The 18,303-nt window shown below is 41.1% G+C and carries 13 protein-coding genes; 5 read left to right on the top strand and 8 right to left on the bottom strand.

Going from position 1 to position 18,303, the window contains the following annotated elements:
* Positions 1–31: 31 nt before the first annotated feature.
* The 3 genes from NZ848_RS12090 to NZ848_RS12080 form a co-directional block, all read right to left on the bottom strand.
* Positions 32–1,210, bottom strand: coding sequence for a thiolase family protein (locus NZ848_RS12090; RefSeq protein WP_259015685.1), 1,179 nt, complete (start codon positions 1,208–1,210; stop codon positions 32–34).
* Positions 1,211–1,285: 75 nt separating this feature from the next.
* On the bottom strand, positions 1,286–2,542 hold the full coding sequence (locus tag NZ848_RS12085; protein WP_253522253.1) for a sugar MFS transporter: 1,257 nt from the start codon (positions 2,540–2,542) through the stop codon (positions 1,286–1,288).
* Positions 2,543–2,604: 62 nt separating this feature from the next.
* Positions 2,605–3,945, bottom strand: a complete 1,341-nt coding sequence (locus tag NZ848_RS12080; RefSeq protein ID WP_259015684.1) for a Gfo/Idh/MocA family protein — start codon at positions 3,943–3,945, stop codon at positions 2,605–2,607.
* A 495-nt stretch (positions 3,946–4,440) separates the two neighbouring features.
* Between NZ848_RS12080 and NZ848_RS12075 the strand changes: the two genes are divergently transcribed.
* The 4 genes from NZ848_RS12075 (at position 4,441) to NZ848_RS12060 (ending at position 11,276) form a co-directional block, all read left to right on the top strand.
* Entirely contained in the window at positions 4,441–6,132 is a 1,692-nt protein-coding gene (locus tag NZ848_RS12075; RefSeq protein WP_259015683.1) for a T9SS type A sorting domain-containing protein, read from the top strand.
* A gap of 156 nt (positions 6,133–6,288) precedes the next feature.
* Positions 6,289–7,818 carry an alkaline phosphatase family protein gene (locus tag NZ848_RS12070; RefSeq protein ID WP_259015682.1) on the top strand — a complete coding sequence of 510 codons (1,530 nt, stop codon included), beginning with the start codon at positions 6,289–6,291 and terminating at the stop codon, positions 7,816–7,818.
* A 34-nt stretch (positions 7,819–7,852) separates the two neighbouring features.
* On the top strand, positions 7,853–9,877 hold the full coding sequence (locus tag NZ848_RS12065) for a glycoside hydrolase family 127 protein (protein WP_259015681.1): 2,025 nt from the start codon (positions 7,853–7,855) through the stop codon (positions 9,875–9,877).
* Between the two features lie 250 nt (positions 9,878–10,127).
* A complete protein-coding gene (locus NZ848_RS12060; RefSeq protein WP_259015680.1) occupies positions 10,128–11,276 on the top strand; it encodes a DUF1624 domain-containing protein in 1,149 nt (382 codons plus the stop codon).
* Between the two features lie 33 nt (positions 11,277–11,309).
* Here NZ848_RS12060 and NZ848_RS12055 read toward each other — a convergent pair whose 3' ends face one another.
* Positions 11,310–12,062, bottom strand: a complete 753-nt coding sequence (locus NZ848_RS12055; RefSeq protein WP_259015679.1) for a DeoR/GlpR family DNA-binding transcription regulator — start codon at positions 12,060–12,062, stop codon at positions 11,310–11,312.
* A 54-nt stretch (positions 12,063–12,116) separates the two neighbouring features.
* Here NZ848_RS12055 and nudK point away from each other — a divergent pair, with 54 nt between their 5' ends.
* Positions 12,117–12,701: a GDP-mannose pyrophosphatase NudK gene (gene nudK / locus NZ848_RS12050; protein WP_259015678.1), complete on the top strand. Its 585-nt coding sequence runs from the start codon at positions 12,117–12,119 to the stop codon at positions 12,699–12,701.
* A 6-nt stretch (positions 12,702–12,707) separates the two neighbouring features.
* On the opposite strand, the gene NZ848_RS12045 is transcribed toward nudK, so the two are convergent.
* The 4 genes from NZ848_RS12045 to polA form a co-directional block, all read right to left on the bottom strand.
* Positions 12,708–13,664, bottom strand: coding sequence for a glycosyltransferase family 9 protein (locus NZ848_RS12045; RefSeq protein WP_259015677.1), 957 nt, complete (start codon positions 13,662–13,664; stop codon positions 12,708–12,710).
* Entirely contained in the window at positions 13,661–14,560 is a 900-nt protein-coding gene (locus NZ848_RS12040; protein WP_259015676.1) for a lysophospholipid acyltransferase family protein, read from the bottom strand. Before NZ848_RS12040 ends, NZ848_RS12045 begins: the two co-directional genes overlap by 4 nt.
* The gene (locus NZ848_RS12035) at positions 14,560–15,177 is read right to left on the bottom strand and encodes a nucleotidyltransferase family protein (protein WP_259015675.1); all 618 of its coding nucleotides are present in this window, start codon (positions 15,175–15,177) and stop codon (positions 14,560–14,562) included. The genes NZ848_RS12040 and NZ848_RS12035 overlap by 1 nt, the downstream gene beginning before the upstream one ends.
* Before the next feature lie 157 nt (positions 15,178–15,334).
* A complete protein-coding gene (gene polA, locus NZ848_RS12030) occupies positions 15,335–18,196 on the bottom strand; it encodes a DNA polymerase I (protein WP_259015674.1) in 2,862 nt (953 codons plus the stop codon).
* Positions 18,197–18,303: the final 107 nt, after the last annotated feature.

Genomic DNA, 18,303 nt, shown 5'->3' with positions numbered 1-18,303 from the left:
GGCCACATCTTTCCGAAAAATTTAGCGTTATTTATAATTTCTCAATAACAATAGCACTTGCACCACCCCCACCGTTGCAGATAGCAGCAAGACCATATTTGCCATTTTTTTGTTGCAGTACGTTTATAAGAGTAGCAATAATTCTTGCACCTGAACAACCAAGCGGATGCCCCAACGAAACTGCACCTCCAAAGATATTCAATTTATCGTAGCTAATGCCAAGTTCGCGGCAAAATACGATAGGAACTACAGAAAATGCTTCATTAACTTCAAAAAAGTCAATATCGGCTACGCTTAGTCCGGCTCTTTTCAAGGCTTTCTGAGCCGCATAAACCGGCGAAGTGGTAAACCATTCCGGCTCCTGCTCTGCATCTGCATAGGCAATTATTCTGGCTACCGGCTTCAGACCATCACGCTCAACCGTTTCAGCCGAACATAAAACCAATGCCGCCGCTCCGTCATTAATGGTTGAAGCATTGGCCGCTGTAACGGTGCCATCTTTGGTAAAAACAGGCTTTAGGGCTGGTATTTTATCAAAGTTTACGTTCTTAAACTCTTCATCTTCTGCCACTACTTTCACGTTACCTTTTCTGTCGGTTACTTCAACAGGCACAACTTCATTGTTAAACGCTCCGCTCTGCCAGGCAGCTGCCGCTCGCTTGTACGACTCAATGGCAAAGCTATCTTGTTCTTCGCGGCTTATGTTATACCTGGCAGCGGTGGCATCACCAAAACAGCCCATAGCCAATGGCTGATAGGCATCTGTAAGGCCATCTTTAGCAAGGCCGTCTATTAAAACACCGTTTCCGTAGCCATATCCATAACGAGCTTTTTCAAGATAGAACGGAATCATCGACATGTTTTCCATTCCCCCTGCCACTACTATACTGTTTTCGTTCAATTCAATCGACTGGCTGCCTAAAATAACTGATTTCATACCTGAGGCACAAACCTTATTTATGGTTGTGGTATTGGTTTTGGCCGATAACCCACCATATAAAGCAGCCTGACGCGCAGGTGCCTGCCCTACATTTGCCTGGCACACATTACCAAAAAACAGTTCATCAACATCGTCAGCAGAAACTCCGGCTTTTTCAATGGATTTTTTAACAGCAATTGCTCCTAATTTCGGAGCCGGAACTGATGAAAGCGCACCACCGAAACTTCCGATTGGCGTGCGCACGGCAGATAAGATATAGGCCTTTTTCATAGGTATTTATTAAAAAATAAAAACTGTTGCAGCGTTGTATCTGCAACAGTTAAACAAATTTTATGACAAAAAATTTCACCAGCTTTTTTTCTTATGGCCGGCAATTGCATAGTACAAAATAAAAATATAACAAACTGCCATAATCCAGAATCCTCTCTGCGGATTGGCCTCGCCACCTATGGCCGTATATGCCAACGGAATAATTCCGCCACCGGGTCCGATACCCATAATCAACAAGGCCGAACCGATTTTTGTAAATTTGCCCAATCCTTTAATAGCCAGCGGGAAAATAGACGGCCACATTAAAGCATTAGATAAACCCATCAAGGCAATACAGAAAACAGACACGTAGCCTTCAGTAAAAATTGCGGCAACCGTAAGGCCTATACCAAGAATAGCCGAGTATTTAAGTGCATTCTCTTGCTTTATATATTTAGGTATAGCCACTATGCCTATCAGATAACCAACAAGCATGGCCCCTAAAGTATAAGACGTAAAGTTTTTGGCTTCGTCAAGGCTGATGCCTATGTTTTTACCGTACTGGCCGATACCATCGCCGGCAATTACTTCTGCACCAACGTAAAAGATAATGGCCATAACACCCAGTATCAGATTCGGAAAAGCAAAAACTGAGTCTTTTTTCTGAGCACCTGCCGTTTGTTCTTCTTCTTCTTTTACCTCAGGTAATTTTGAAAACCAGAACAATACAGCAACCAGAACAAGCACAACTGCCAGCGCCAAATACGGCGTGTTAATTCTTTGCACCAATTCGTTCAGAAGCGCTTCTTTTTCAGTAGCACTTTTAGTAACCTCCAGCTTGTGTTCAATGTCGCCTATTCCTTTTAGTACAATAGCACCCAGAATAATTGGCGCCAGAATACCCGCCAGTTTGTTAGCCATACCCATAATGCTGATTCTTTTGGCAGCGCTTTCAATTGGCCCCAGTATACTCACATAAGGGTTTACAGCGGTTTGCAAAAGTGCCAGACCTGTGCCCTGCAAAAACAAACCAGCAAGGAAGAGTTCGAATTTACGTGAATTGGCGGCAGGAATAAAAACCAGCGAGCCAACAGCCACAATTATTAGCCCTATTACCATGCCATTCTTAAAACCTACCTTATTAAGTATTATAGAAGATGGTATTGATAAAAAGAAATAAGACATATAAAAAGCCGTAGTAACCAAAAATGCCTGTGTGTCTGTTTTTAGCTCACATGCAATTTTAAGAAAAGGTATGAGGGTGCCGTTGGTCCAGGTAATGTAACCAAAGGTAAAAAACAAAACACCAATCATTACTAATGGCATCAGATAGCTTTTATTGTTTTGCTCCATAATAATAGGGTTAAAATCAGTTTGCTGATAAGTAAAATATTTGTTTAGGTAATTGATTACTCTTAATATTCGTCGTTAAGGCCAAACGTGCGTTTGCGTGTACGCCATTTGCCACGGGTAAAATCAGGAATTTCAACCGGAGAGCTGCCTCTGGCAATTGATAGCTCAGATAGCGGGCTGATGGCACTCCAGGCGGCGGCATCGTAAACGTCAATTGGCGGAGCCACTTTCTTTTTAATAGATTCAATAAATGCGCGTATTACAAAAAAGTCCATTCCGCCATGTCCGGCATTGGCCGCATCCTGTTCAAAGCGCTTCCATAACGGATGGTCATATTCTTTCTGATAATCAGCAAATGGCTCCCAGGTATCGTGCTTTTTAGACACCCCATCCAGATAAATCTGGTTGCCGTCGTTCATCCAAATACCTTTTGTTCCCTGCGCCCTGAAACCCAGTGAATACGGGCGTGGGCTGCTGGTGTCATGTATAATTACAATGTTTTCACCGTTAGCACATTGTATAGTGGTAGTTACAATATCGCCCAGTTTAAAGTTTGCCTTTGCATTAGGGTGGTCAGGGCCGCCGTTCTCAACTATATAATTATGCAAACCGCGTGTTTTTGTAGCCATTGACGTAAGGTATAAAAACTGATTACCATAGTTAATGTCCATCCAGTGTGCCACAGGGCCAAGGCCATGCGTTGGGTAAAGATCTCCGTTTCTGTCAACCGAGTGCTGGGTTCTCCAGCGGGCTTCGCTAAATCCTTTTTCTCCAAATTCAACACCTTTGCCATGCGCGGTTTTGCCATCGTTCAGTTTTACAAAGCGCAAATCATGCTGATACCCGCAATGGCCATACAATAACTCGCCAAACATACCTTTACGAACCATGTTGAGCACGGCCATAATGTCACGTCGGTAACATACGTTTTCAAGAATCATGCAGTGCGAGCCTGTTTTTTCGTAGGTATCAACCAGATCCCACGATTCCTGCAATGTAACCGTTGCCGACACCTCTACGCCTGCGTATTTGCCTGCTTTCATGGCGGCAATGGCCATGGGTACGTGCCATTCCCAAGGGGTGGCAATTACAATACCATCCAGGTCATCACGCTTTACCATGTTCTCAAAATCCCTTTCACCTTTTGTGTAGGCAACCGGCAAGGCTTTATTAAATTTCTGGAATATTTTATTGGCCTCTGCAATTGAGTTTTTATCAATGTCGCAAATAGCCGTAACCTCCACATCGGGGCGATACATCACCTGTTGCAGGTGAGTGCGGCCTCTGAGGCCAACGCCAATAAAACCAAGTCTTACTTTTTTCTCTTCGGTGGGGTTCTTTTTTACAATAAATGGTATACTTGAGGAGGCAAGGGTTGTACCGATAAAGTCGCGTCTATTCATAGTTTATGTTAGGAGATTAGTTTTGCAAAAAAATAGACTAATTATTCAATTTCAAAAGTTTAGGTTATAAATATTATTTTTTGCGGACTTTTACAGCCTTATTTTAATAATACAGCCAATAATTAATATTGACTATTGGACACACCGGTCTTGCAGAAAAAACCGGCTGTAAGATATTCAGGAAGCGGCACATTAACCCGGCAAACCCCACTAATGATATTATAAAAATCATTAACCGAATAAAATCATCAAAAAAGAAATCTTTAAAACAGATGGCGCTTTACTCAGGAAAATAACAGATGATTCTGATACAATTGACATAGCAGACTTACCCGAATTTACAGAGTATTCTTCATAATCTTGATTCAAGCTGACTTTAAAAAATTATGTTTATTGTCTTGGATGAAATTACTTCATAAAGCATTAATTTTGCTTGATGTGTTTTTTATTTGCTAATAAAAAAACGATGTAATAACCATCTAAAACAATTTTGTTGTGAAAAATTATCTACTCCCCGCACTCATTTACTTTGTATTCCAATCTTTTTCTTTTGCGCAGTCTGACTGGCAATGGCTTAATCCGAAACCTTCCGGAAGTGATATTGTAGACATGACGTTTATATCAGAAAATGCGTTAGATGAAAATCACATTACTTATCCTCTTATTTCCGGTGTTAATTTATCTCACAAAAGTTCTCACATATCTTATTCTAATGAGAAATTAAAAGAAAGTAATATCATAGCTGATGATTTTTATGCAGAAGTATTAATTTATCCGGATTACATTAAAAGTTTTGAGGCCAAAATATTGTGCGGGATATCTACTAAATCTTCACAAATGACAAATATAAAACTGGAATATGGTTACAGTGAGGAGAGCCGTAAAGTAGTAGCAGCAAAAGAACCCACGCTTGCACCAAATAGTGGTTCAAGTAGAACATTTGATATCAAAGATTTGAAATCAGGCACAAAGTACTGGTGTTTTGTTTCGTTTGATTATAATGGGAAGCGTCAAACATCTCCTACTGTGTATTTTACCACAAGACCAGAGGCTGAGATATTGTTTACTGGTCCTGCCTATTATGGTAGCAGAACAGCAAGATTTACCGCCCAGGTCATATCGAATTTAAAATCTATTAAAGATATAACATTTGAGTATGGTAAAGACAGCCTTTTCAATGAACAGATAAAAGGCAAACCTGATTCAGTTCAGGCTTTACAAACAAAACAAATTCAAGCCGATGTCTCAAATCTTATACCTGGCACTTATTATCGTGTAAGGTTAAGGGTAAAATACAATAACCAGATGACATATAGCCAAACCATTGGGTTTACAACATATCCCATGTTTACTATTGGAATGCAAACCCCATTGGTGAATAATGGAACAGTAACTATAAATGGACGGATTCAAGTCCCGGATGACATTATTAAAAGTATAGTAGTTGAGTACGACACCACAAGGCTATTTAAAACCCCAAAAATTGTAACTGTTTCAGATGTAAAAAGTCCGACAGGGATTCCTTCAGTAGCTTTTACGGCGGATATATCAAATCTCGATTCTGAAAAAATCTATTATTCAAGATTGAAAGTAACTATCGGAGACGAAGTTGTTTATGGTCCTATGCAATTATTTTCATTAACTGATAAAGTGGTAATTATTCCTACTGACGTTGAACTTTATGATTCTAACAGAATCCTTCTGAAAGCACTGGTGCATACAGGAAAACAAAATGTTACCGGATACAAGTTTTTATATGGAGAAAATAGTGTCCTTACTGATTCGATAGAAGCTGCACGAAGTACAAGCAACAATCCTATCACCTTATATGCAAGTTTGGCAAACCTAAAACCGAATACCTATTATAAAGGTCAATTTAAAGGTATAGCCAATAACATAGTAATTCTCTCAAAGCCTTTTACTTTTTTTAACGGCACTCTTCTTTCAAATGAACCCGAAAAGAAAAGTAACATGCTGGTTTATCCTAATCCGACCAATGGGCTTGTAAAAATTGTCACTCCGGATAAAATTATTAAAAAAGAGATTTTTAAAACAGATGGGGCTTTACTCAGGCAAATAACAAATGATTCTGATACGATTGATATATCAGACTTACCGACCGGGCTTTATATCCTTAGAGTTTCAACGCCAAGGTCTATTGTATCTTACAAAGTAATCAGGCAGTAATAGTCTAAAAAACTACAAAAGGATTTAACAGATTATTCACGCATAAAAATAGCCTGAATACATTTTAATCCAGTATTTTAGCGGGTATAAACCGGAGGAATATCCATTCGGTTTATACCCTGTTTTTTGTCCGATAACCTGAAACTCATTCCATCTATGAAATCTCTATTGCAGCAGGCATTGGCCTGCGCTATATTATTGGCAAATTGTTTTACTGCCCCTGCACAGCAAACCAAAGAACTACGAACCCTGATTATATTTTTTGATGGCTTGCGGCCGGATTACATTACTCCTGAGGCCATGCCCAATTTATACGCTTTCAGTAAGAAAGCGGCTTATGGTAAACAACATCATAGTGTGTTCCCAACTGTTACCAGAGTAAATGCTTCTTCGTTTGCAACAGGCGGCTATTCTAAAGCGCATGGTTTAATGGGTAATACGGTGTTTTTCCCTGCTGTGAATAAAACACAGGGCCTGAACACCGGTGATGCCGAAAATCTGGATAAAATTAATGATTCTGAAAACGGAAATTTGCTTACAGCTATATCTTTAGGAGAGATACTGACCAAGGCAGGAAAAAAAATGATGGTTTTTAGCTCAGGTTCAACCGGTTCTGCTCTTTTACAGAATCATAAAATAGGTAATGGCGCGGTTATCTCAACAAGCATGATCAGACCAGAATCTTTAATAGCTAAAGTTTTGAGCGAAGTAGGCCCTATTCCGGCTAGTGTAAAACCAAAGCCCAATACTCAGCTTAATAAATGGATTACCGATGCTGTTATGAGATATGCCATTACCCTGGATGGCCCCCTTGTCAGTTCTGTATGGTTTACAGACCCCGACGGCACAGCTCATACTTTTGGCATTGGCTCAGACTATGCCATGGAATCAATCAAAGTGGTAGATGAGCAGTTCGGGCGTATTCTGGCTGATATTGAACAAAAAGGGCTAACGAATAATTTCAATATCCTGATTTCAGCTGACCACGGTTTTGCAACCTTCATCGGCAAAACCAATGTAGTTGATTTCCTGATTAAAGAAGGCCTGAAACAAAATAAAGACAGTGAAGACGTAATCGTATCTGAAGGTGCCATTTATGTGCAAGACAAAAGTAAAATCAAAACAATTGTTAGTCGCCTGCAATCGCAGCAATGGGTTGGCGGTATTTACACCAAAGCAGCAAAACCCGGAAGCACACAAGGCATAGTAAAAGGCACCTTATCTTTTGAGACCATTCATTGGAACCACCCAAGCCGCACTGCCGACATATTGGTTGACTACAACTGGAATGATGATAAGAATGACAAAGGCTACGCAGGCACAAGCTATGCCAAAGGCGTAGCCGGGCATGGCAGCATGAGCCCTTATGAAGTGCATATAGCGCTTCTGGCCTATGGCCCAAGTTTCAAAAAAGCGTATGAAAGCAGCCTGCCCACCTCAAATGTTGACTTGGCCCCTACCATATTACATTTGCATCAACTACCTATTCCGGCCTCTATGAACGGGCGCGTTTTTTATGAATTACTGAATAGTAAAAATGCGCCCAAACAGCCCGCCGTAAAAGTAGAAACCATAAAAACCCAAGCAGATTATGATGGCGGGGCATACGAGCTAACCTTGCAGCAAACAATTCTGGGTAAATATCGCTACCTTGATTTCTCTAAAGTAACGCGTACATCAAAATAATGCTGATTTAATCTATTCAACCTTAAATAACACCATGAAAAAAAATTTGCTGGGCATATTGTTAATTGGCTTGTCTGTGTGTCAGGCGCAGGCACAAAAATCTTTTTACATCGGCAATAAAGCGCCTCTTGCACCACTAAAATACATAGAGCTGCCACTTGGCGCGGTAAAACCAAAAGGCTGGCTGCATAAGCAACTGACCATTATGCGAGATGGTACCACCGGGCATCTGGATGAATATTATCCCAAACTGATGAAAGATAACGGCTGGCTGGGCGGTAAGGGTGATGCCTGGGAAGAAACCCCCTATTGGCTCGATGGCGCAGTACCTCTGGCCTATTTGCTTGATGATGCAAAGCTGATAGCCAAAGTACAACAATACATTGATTGGGTAATAACAAACCAGCGACCAAATGGATACATTGGCGGCATAACAAAAGCTGAAAGAGCCGGTAAACCCATGACCGATTGTAGCCAGGGAGAAGACTGGTGGCCTAAAATGGTGATGATAAAGGTATTGCAGCAATATTATACGGCTACAAACGACAAGCGGGTGATAAATTGCCTGAGCAGGTACTTTAAGTATCAATATAATAGCCTTAACGGCTGTCCGCTTGCAAAATGGACAGAATGGGCAGAGGCGCGCGGTGGAGACAACCTGATGTCGGTCTATTGGTTATATAACCTGACAGGCGAAAAATTTCTGTTAGAGCTTGGCGATACCATTTACAAGCAAACTACACCCTGGACAGACCTGCTGGGTAAGCGCAACTGGGTAATGCAGGCTGCCGCCAACCAGACAGACGAAAAATGGATGACCAGGCACGCAGTTAACGTGGGCATGGGCATTAAGCTGCCAGCTATTTATTATCAGGCTACAAAGAATCCTGATTTACTTAAAAGTCTGAAAACCGGCTGGACAGACATCATGACGCTGCACGGCTTGCCACATGGTATGTATTCGGGCGATGAAGATTTACATGGTAACGATCCCACCCAGGGCATTGAACTTTGCTCTATTGTTGAAACCATGTTTTCAATGGAACAAATGATTTCAGTAACCGGCGACCCACATTACATGGATGCCCTTGAACGTATGACCTACAACGCCTTGCCTACACAAACTACCGACGACTTTAATTCGCGCCAATACTTCCAAATAGCCAATCAGGTACAGGTAAGTCGTGGGGTTTTTGATTTCTCCTTGCCTTTCTGGCGTGGTATGTGCAATGTATTTGGTTCTTATGCTGGCTACACCTGTTGTACTGCTAATATGCACCAGGGTTGGACAAAATTTACGTCGCACCTTTGGTATGCCACCCCAGACAAAGGGCTGGCAGCCTTGCTTTTTGCTCCTAACAACATAACAGCCAAAGTAGGTGACGGCACCCAAATAAGCATAGCTGAAGAAACCGGCTATCCGTTTGAAGACCAGATAAATTTTACAATCAGTACACCCAAAGCGGTTGATTTTCCATTAGAAATTCGCATTCCTGTTTGGTGCAAAGAAGCAGTATTTATACTCAATGGTGAAAAACTGAAAACCGAACAAGGTGGAAATATAGCAAGAATTAAACGTGTATGGAAAAACGGAGACAAACTTACTCTGCAATTACCAATGGAAGTTAAAACAACCAGCTGGGCAAAAAACTCAAAAGCCATTGAACGAGGGCCGCTGGTTTATGCACTTAAAATTGAAGAAAGCTGGTCGCAGAAAGAAATAAAAGAAGAAGGCACTTATTATGAAATTCAGCCCAAAAGCGACTGGAATTATGGTTTGCCCCTCTCTGTAATTCAAAAACCTGTAGAAAACACAAGCGTTGTGGTAAAGCCGCCAACAGATGCCTTCGTCTGGAACAGCGCCAATGCCCCTGTTGAAATAAAAGCAAAAGGTAAAAAGATACCTGCATGGCAATTAGTAGAAGGCGTTGCCCGGCAACCGGTTACCCCGCGCGACGGTATTTATCTGGGTGAAGTAGATAAAAAAGAAGAAACCATTACGCTTATTCCTTATGGTTGTAGTAAGTTAAGAATTGTGGCTTTCCCGGTTGTTAAATAAGGTAATTACAGACAGCCATTCATCACCTTTACAGACCTGAAAAATTTGTAAAGGTGATTTTTTTTTAATTCCTGACGCAACGAAAATACACTTTCTTTCGTAAAGCATTTTAATTTAAATATTTTTTAATAAAATTGTATTAGTAAAAGTTTCTTTCATTTTCAAGCTGAGAAATTTTACTGATTAATTGTATTGAGATGAATAACGCTTCTAACCTACCTGGAAAGAACCTATAGCCAACTTACTGAAAATGCGAAGAATTAATTCTATTGACTTCACGCGGGGTCTTGTTATGATTATTATGGCATTAGACCATACCCGGGACCTGCTTCACATAGGGACGGACCCTACCGACTTATCTGTTACTACTCCTCTCTTATTTTTTACTCGCTGGATAACCCATCTTTGCGCGCCAACCTTTGTGTTTTTATCTGGTGTATCTGCTTATTTGTCATTTCAAAACTCTGAATTGAAAGAAAACCAGAAGTTTCTTGTTAGCAGAGGCCTTTGGCTGGTTTTGCTTGAGTTTACGATAGTCGGGCTAGGTATATGGTTTGACCTGAAGTTCCGAACGCTGTTCTTTCAGGTTATCGGCGCAATTGGCATTGGCTTTATTCTTCTGGCACCCCTGATTCGTTTAAGTTCAAAAACCATTCTGATTATTGGTTTAGCCATTATCTTCCTGCATAATCTATTAGGCTTATTGCCATTTAACCAGCCACCCTATTCTTACCTGGCACCTTTATTTACGTTTTCTGTTTTTCAGTTGTCAGATACCCACGTATTTGCAATTAGTTATCCTCCAATACCGTGGTTTGGTATAATGCTGCTGGGTTATGGCTTTGGTGGAACCGTTTTCAGCTTATCGCCCCGTAAACGGAAAACCCTGCTGTATAAGTTGGGCTGGCTTTCGCTGCTCTTGTTTGTTGTGTTGAGATACATAAATATTTACGGAGACCCCATACCCTGGAAAATTGACCGTGACCCGGTTTTAGTGATTATGTCGTTCCTCAATGTAACCAAATATCCGCCTTCTCTTTTATTCACTTTAGTAACGCTGGGTATTTGTTTTATTATCTTATCAGTGAGTGCCAATAAACATGGCAAATTCATTAAGATAGTGTCAACCTATGGTAAAGTACCGCTGTTTTATTACATTATCCATTGGTACATTATTCATACAGCAATGTTAGTGATGCTGTTTTTTCAGGGTTTTGAGTTCAAAGACCTTGTTTTCGGGTCGTTTCTGTTTGGAAGACCCAAAGCACCTTCAGGTCTTGAAATCTGGTACATCTACGCTATCTGGCTTGGTATTGTTGCGTTGCTGTATCCGATGTGCAAGTGGTATGCCAGCTACAAGGCAGAGCATAAAGAAAACAAGTGGTTAAGATATCTCTGATTTTTTAATACAGGCCCGGTTTTCGGGCCTTTTTTAATTCAATACCCTGATGCCGTAGCTTTCATAGCGCTTCGTTAGTTCTGCGTCTGCCTCTTTATCGGTTATCAGATACTGCGCCATAGTTAATGGTGCAAAAGGCAGGTACTTATCTTTTTCTAATTTGGTAGAATCGCACAAAAGAAAAGTTTCCCGGCTGTATCTGGCCAGGGTGGTTGATATTTCTGCTTCTTTCTCGCTGGAAGCGCTCAGCCCTGTGGCTAATGAAATACCATCTACGCCTATAAATGCCTTATCGGCCCGGTATCTTGCAAAATGCTCAATTGCAATAGTGCCGTGGCTTGCCTGCCGTTCCATATCAATTTCACCACCCGCAAAATTCAAACTTACTGCCGAATTGAGCAGTGCATTAACAACAGGTATAGAATTAGTAACAACCTTTATATTCATGTTTCTGATAAACGGACATAACCTGTAAACAGTACTGCCGCAGTCAAGAAACAACACGTCTCCTTCTTGTATAAATGAAGCCGCTATCTGGCAGATATGGTCTTTCTGTTCGCTTCTCGTGGCCGATTTATTAATAAAGCTTACCGGGTCTTTGGCCAGACTAATTTTCATAGCCCCACCGTGTGTACGGTAGATTAACCCTTTTTCGGCAAGTGCGGCCAGATCACGGCGAACGGTTATTTCTGAGGTATTCAAAAGAACAGCCAGCTCTTTTACGTCAGCCGAGCCAGATTCTTCTACTTTTTCTAAAATAATATGTTTTCGTTCTTGAAAATTCATACTTAATTTTTACATTTGTTCAAAAATAATCAAAATAAATCACAAACAATCAAAATGAATCCTAAAGTTAGAAATCTGAGTACCGAGGTCTTGTCAGATAACTGGTATATTCTTCGCAAAGTAACATTTGAATGGCAAAAGAAAAACGGAGAATGGCAAAAACAAAGCCGCGAAGCCTACGACAGAGGTAATGGCGCAACAATTTTGCTTTATAACAACACCAGCAAAACAGTCATACTTACTCGGCAGTTCAGGATACCTACCTACGTAAACGGAAACGAGAGCGGTATGCTTATTGAAGCATGTGCAGGCTTATTAGACAAAGATAATCCGGAAGATTGCATTAAACGCGAAACAGAAGAAGAAACCGGATACCACATTAACCAGGTACAAAAAGTATTTGAGGCCTATATGTCGCCGGGGTCTGTAACCGAAATCCTATATTTCTTTGTGGCCGAATACACCAAAGACCAGAAAGTAACCGAAGGTGGCGGGGTAACCGATGAAGAAGACATTGACGTGCTGGAACTAGACTTTAGCAAGGCAATGAAAATGGTGCAGAATGGTGAAATTAAGGACGGCAAAACCATTATGCTTCTGCAATATGCGCAAATCAACCAATTAATAAAGTATAATTGATATTCGTTAAAACTCAATTTTGTTTATTTCGAGGTTATTCATACACTTAAAGTGGCCTTTAGGGCATTTACTATACCCTATTTTTGAGCAGGGTCTGCATGGCAGGCCCTTGTTTTCAATAATACTGAATTGTGTCTGATACGGATACATGCCAAATTCAGGTACTGTATTGCCCCAGATAGAAACTATTCTTTTCTTTAGTGCCGATGCTATATGCATAAGGCCGGTATCATGGCTTATTACGTATTCAGCCTGTTGCAATATAGAGGCCGACTGGTTTAGATTATATTTACCGCAGGCGTTATAGACCTTGTTACCTATTGCATTGGCTATTATGTCGCCGTTGGGTTCATCTTCTTTACCACCCAGCAGCACAATTTTTTTATCTATTTTACTGCACAATTCAATAATTTTTTCGGTAGGTAGTTTTTTTGTAAAATGCTGCCCGCCTATGGCATAGGCAACAAATGAAGGTGCATCACTAATAACCTGAGATAGATTTACTGTGTGTTGTTCGGGTATAAAGTAATCAAGGCCTTTGTTGTCGTTTATTACACCCAGGCTTTCAACGGTTTTCAGGTTTCGGTCTACAATATGCACATTTGGCATACGGTTGATTTTTAGATTAACCAGCAGCCATTTTTCAAAATTCAGCTTGTTATAGCTAAGCGAAGGTTTTCCTAACCGAAACTTGATAACCGATGTACGCAGGTTATTATGCAGGTCTATTACATAATGGTAGTTCTCTGCTTTCAGGGTTTCCACAAAATTATTCAGCGGGCCATCAAGCAGAAAATACTTATCTATATACGGATTATTCTCAACCAGCACCTTAAATTGCTTTTTGGTAGCAAAATGTACCTCAGCATCGGGGTATTGCCGTTTCAGGCACCGCACAACGGGTGTGGTGAGTATAATGTCTCCGATGGAAGAAAACCGTAAGATTAAAAACTTAGTTTTCACTCTTTATAATTTAAATCAATGTATTGGCCGTTTACTTTTTTGTATTTCCAGCGTTTATGAGACCACATCCAGGGCGATGGGTCCGCCTTTATGTCCCGCTCCAGCTTTTGCGCGTGTGCTGCAATAATATCACCTTTTGGCAATGTGTTGGGGGCATCGCTAATCATATCAAAAACAGCCTTGTATTGGCCTCTGCCTACTCTTTTTATACAGCCATAAACCACCGGAATGTTGAATCGACGTGCAAATATTTCAGTACCAATAAAAAATGAAGTTTCCTGATTCAGAAACATTGTCCAGAATGCTCTGTCTGGCGGAGCAGACTGGTCATTGGCAAGCAGCAGAAGAAAAGGGTCTTTTTCTGCTTTTGTGATTTTTTTTGATGCTTCTTCCATCGATATCATTTCAACCCCGTATTTCGACCTGAAATTGAGAAACATCCGGTCAAAATAAGTGTTGTGCTGTACTCTGTAAACCGTTTTTATTTTAAACGGAAGCAGAAATGGCAACACCTGGTTTACCCACTCATGGTTGCCGTAATGACCCGTTGAAACGATGCAATTTTGCCCGTTTTTATAGAGCTCCAATACTACTTCCGGGTTTTCAATACTTACTCTTTCCAGCAGCGCCTCTTTTGATATAGTAAGGCACTTGAACATCTCCAGAAAAAAATCAACAATATACTTATAGAAGTCTTTTTCAATTGCCCGCAATTCAGCTTCACTTTTTTCAGGAAAACTGTTTTTCAGGTTCGCTCTTACTACTTTTTTCCGGTAACCAATTACATAATAGATTATCAGGTAGCAAAAATCAGAAAGCAGATACAACAGCGGAAAAGGTAAAACTGAAATAAAGTATAGAAAAGGTAACGAAATATAATAACCAACTGCCTGCATTAGTTCTGATTAAAATTTGACAAAAAATTCCTGTATTCTTCAATTGTGTCAAGGTCAAATTTACCTTGCGGAAAATCTATGGTAGCGGTTTTATCCTGATGTGCCATTATCACTTTTTTGGCTCCGGTGTCTCCTTTCAGCTCAAGTAAATCGTTAAACATAATTCTTTTAAAAAGAACAGGTATCCCCAGCTGCCCATCATAACGGCAAGCCACTATGTCTGGGGTTTCGTTTGTGGTGCTCATGTTTTCCTGTGCTTTCTTAATCAGGTGTTCTATCAGCTCAACAGATACGTAAGGCATATCTACTGTAAGAAAAATAACGGCTTCCAGGTCTTTAAATGTCATGTAGGCACCAACCAGCCCCATCTTTAACGAACTGGCCATGCCATCCTGCCAGTTTGAGTTATCAATCAGGGTAACAGGCATACGCTCCAGTTCTTTACGCACCAACGCTTTATTAGCCCCCAGCACTACCACAATCGGATAACAGGGTGTATCCATGGCCATTTCCGCTACACGCTTCATAAGTGATTGCCCCTCTACATGCAACAGTTGTTTGGGGGCGCCCATGCGGGTAGACCCCCCTGCTGCTAAAATAACTATACTTACGTTCATTTACTCTACTTAAAGTGACTTACAAGCACTGTTTTAGATTATATAACCCCAGAGCCTCTGCACGGTTTACACACCCAATTATTAGGTGCTGCACCCGGTACATGAAAGCAACCATTATGGTGGTTATAAAATTTACTTAAATTAAAAATTTTCAATATCAATGAGCTTCCAGCCAATTGCTACCTACGCCCATGCCTGTTTCCATCTTTACAGGTAACGGAATTGCAGTACACATGAGTTCATTTACTTTCTGTTTCAGGTAATCTACCTCACTTTTAAGGGCATCAAAAACCAACTCATCGTGTACCTGTAATATCATTTTCGACTGCAACTTTTCTTTTTTCATAAAGTCATGAATATTAATCATGGCAACCTTTATCATATCTGCTGCTGAACCCTGAATGGGCGCGTTAATGGCGTTTCGCTCAGCAAAGCCCCTGTCTACCTGATTCTGAGAATTAATATCTCTCAGATACCTGCGGCGGCCCATAATGGTTTCAACATATTTGGTTTCGCGGGCTTTATTGATGGCATTGTCCATAAAGGTTTTAATCTTCGGAAATTCAACCCAGTAGGCATCAATTATGTCTTTGGCTTCACCTCTCGGAATCCCCAGGCGCTGTGCTAATCCAAAGGCCGAAATACCATAAATAATACCGAAGTTTACCATTTTGGCTTTCCGGCGCATATCAGAGGTTACCTGGTCTAAAGCTACCTTAAACACTTTTGAAGCCGTAGTTGAGTGAATATCAATACCCAGGTTGAAGGCATTAAGCATACTGTCGTCTTCACTGAATGCAGCCATGATACGCAATTCAATCTGCGAGTAATCGGCAGAAAGTATCACATGGTTTTCGTCTCTTGGTATAAATGCCTTTCTGATTTCACGGCCACGCACCGTGCGAATCGGTATATTCTGCAAGTTCGGGTTAGTTGAACTCAAACGACCCGTAGCAGCTACAGCCTGATTATAGGAAGTATGTATTCTTCCTGTTTTCTTCGATATCAGTGCAGGCAGGGCATCTACATAAGTACTTTTTAGTTTTACCAACTCACGGAAATCCAGAATCTTTCTTACAATTTCATGTTCGCTTTCCAGCTTAGACAGCACGTCTTCACCGGTTGCATATTGCCCTGTTTTGGTTTTCTTGGCGTTTTTGTCCAGTTTCAGTTTTTCAAACAGAATCTCGCCTAATTGTTTCGGCGACGCCACATTAAATTCTCCACCGGCCAGCTTAAAAATATTCCCCTGAATTTCCTGAATATCAGTATCAAGCACGCGCGACATTTCGTGCAGTGTCTCCATGCTTACCCTCACCCCTGCCATTTCCATATCGGCCAAAACCGTTACCAGAGGCATTTCAACATTGGCCATTAGTTTTTCCTGCTGGAGGCTCGTATTCAGCCTTGGCGCTAATACCTGTTTCAGTTGCAAGGTTACATCTGCATCTTCGGCGGCATATTCTTTTATTTTCTCTGGTTCGGCCTGGCGCATAGATAGCTGCGTCTTGCCTTTTTTACCAATCAGGGTTTCAATAGAAACCGGTTCATAGTTCAGATAAACATTGGCCAGGTAATCCATACCATGCCTTTGCTCAGGCTCAATAATATAATGGGCCAGCATGGTATCATACAGTTTGCCTTTTACTTCAATGCCATAATTTTGCAGAATCATCAAATCATACTTAATGTTCTGGCCAATTTTCATAATGGCTTCGTTCTCAAAAACCTCTTTAAATTCCTGCAAAATGGCTAATGCCTCTTCCTGGTTTTCAGGCATAGGTATATAATAGGCCTCTCCTTTTCTGTAGGCAAAAGACATACCTACTATTTCGGCATCAATGGCATCTACCGAGGTAGTTTCGGTATCAAAACAGAATTCATCCTGCTGCGATAAATAATAAATGAGGCTTTTACGGAGTTCTGGCGTATCAATCAGATGATAATCATGCACAACTGTTTCAATGGTATCTTTATTAGAAGCGTAATGCGCCGCAAAGCCCTCTTCATGCTCTTCCGGAAAAAGATTTCCAGCCGGCGCCGACTCAAACAAGGATATCTGCTCGCCTGACTTGGCAACAATGGCCGATTTTTTGCCGGCATCTGCACTGCTTGTTGCTTTGGGTGCTGGTGCTGCTCCGGGTTCGTCTGGCAAAAGCCGCTTTCTTAAGGTTCTGAACTCAAGCTCATCAAGCAACGGCGAAAGTAACTCTACGTGGGGCGGCATAATTTTCAGTCTGTCGGCCTCAAACTCTATGGGTACGTTCAGTTCTATTTTAGCCAGTTCTTTAGAAAGCAAGGCTATTTCTTTATTATTCCTTACCGACTCACCCAGTTTTCCTGTCAGCCGGTCGCTATTAGCAAGCAGGTTCTCAATAGTGCCGTATTCTGCTACCAGTTTGGCGGCAGTTTTTTCGCCAACTCCAGGCACACCGGGTATGTTATCAACAGCATCGCCCATCAGGCCAAGTATATCCACCACCTGGTCTACATTTTTTATGTTCCAGCGGGTGCATACCTCATTGGGCCCCATTATCTCAACATCCTTACCCAGAATAGCAGGCTTATACAAGTAAATGTGTTCTTCTACCAACTGCCCGTAGTCTTTGTCGGGCGTCATCATGTAAACTTCAAAACCATCTCTTGCTGCTTTTTTGGCTAAAGTACCAATAATATCGTCAGCTTCGTAGCCTGGTAACATCAGGGTGGGTATATCCATTGCTTCTACCAGTTTTTTTACATAAGGTATGGCTACAGTAATATCTTCGGGTTGTTCCTGCCGGTTAGCTTTGTACTCAGGGTACATTGTATTTCTGAAAGTGCCACCGGGCAAATCAAAAGCCACGCCTATATGTGTAGGTTTTTCTTTCTGAATCACCTCCAGCAACGAATTGGCAAAGCCAAAAACACAGCTGGTGTTCAATCCCCTTGAGGTAATTCTTGGTGCTTTCAGAAATGCAAAATGGGCCCTGTAAATAAGGGCCATCGCATCAAGAAGAAATAGTTTTTTGTCCGGCATTACTTAAATTGTCTAAAAAATTGTTGCAAAAACCTTTTCTAAGTCAGATTTTTGTCGAAAATAGAAATAAGGTTCAAATATTCGTCTTTTTTATAATTATGTCTCAA

Source organism: Emticicia fluvialis, assembly GCF_024793945.1.
GTDB classification, from domain to species: domain Bacteria; phylum Bacteroidota; class Bacteroidia; order Cytophagales; family Spirosomataceae; genus Emticicia; species Emticicia fluvialis.
The sequence above is the reverse complement of the archived record's forward strand: the minus strand, read 5'-3'. Positions and strand labels throughout refer to the sequence as shown.

Coding starts and splice junctions, on each gene's coding strand:
- NZ848_RS12090 (WP_259015685.1), bottom strand. CDS start 1,210: ATGAAAAAGGCCTATATCTTATCTGCCGTGCGCACGCCAATCGGAAGT.
- NZ848_RS12085 (WP_253522253.1), bottom strand. CDS start 2,542: ATGGAGCAAAACAATAAAAGCTATCTGATGCCATTAGTAATGATTGGT.
- NZ848_RS12080 (WP_259015684.1), bottom strand. CDS start 3,945: ATGAATAGACGCGACTTTATCGGTACAACCCTTGCCTCCTCAAGTATA.
- NZ848_RS12070 (WP_259015682.1), top strand. CDS start 6,289: ATGAAATCTCTATTGCAGCAGGCATTGGCCTGCGCTATATTATTGGCA.
- NZ848_RS12065 (WP_259015681.1), top strand. CDS start 7,853: ATGAAAAAAAATTTGCTGGGCATATTGTTAATTGGCTTGTCTGTGTGT.
- NZ848_RS12060 (WP_259015680.1), top strand. CDS start 10,128: ATGCGAAGAATTAATTCTATTGACTTCACGCGGGGTCTTGTTATGATT.
- NZ848_RS12055 (WP_259015679.1), bottom strand. CDS start 12,062: ATGAATTTTCAAGAACGAAAACATATTATTTTAGAAAAAGTAGAAGAA.
- nudK (WP_259015678.1), top strand. CDS start 12,117: ATGAATCCTAAAGTTAGAAATCTGAGTACCGAGGTCTTGTCAGATAAC.
- NZ848_RS12040 (WP_259015676.1), bottom strand. CDS start 14,560: ATGCAGGCAGTTGGTTATTATATTTCGTTACCTTTTCTATACTTTATT.
- NZ848_RS12035 (WP_259015675.1), bottom strand. CDS start 15,177: ATGAACGTAAGTATAGTTATTTTAGCAGCAGGGGGGTCTACCCGCATG.
- polA (WP_259015674.1), bottom strand. CDS start 18,196: ATGCCGGACAAAAAACTATTTCTTCTTGATGCGATGGCCCTTATTTAC.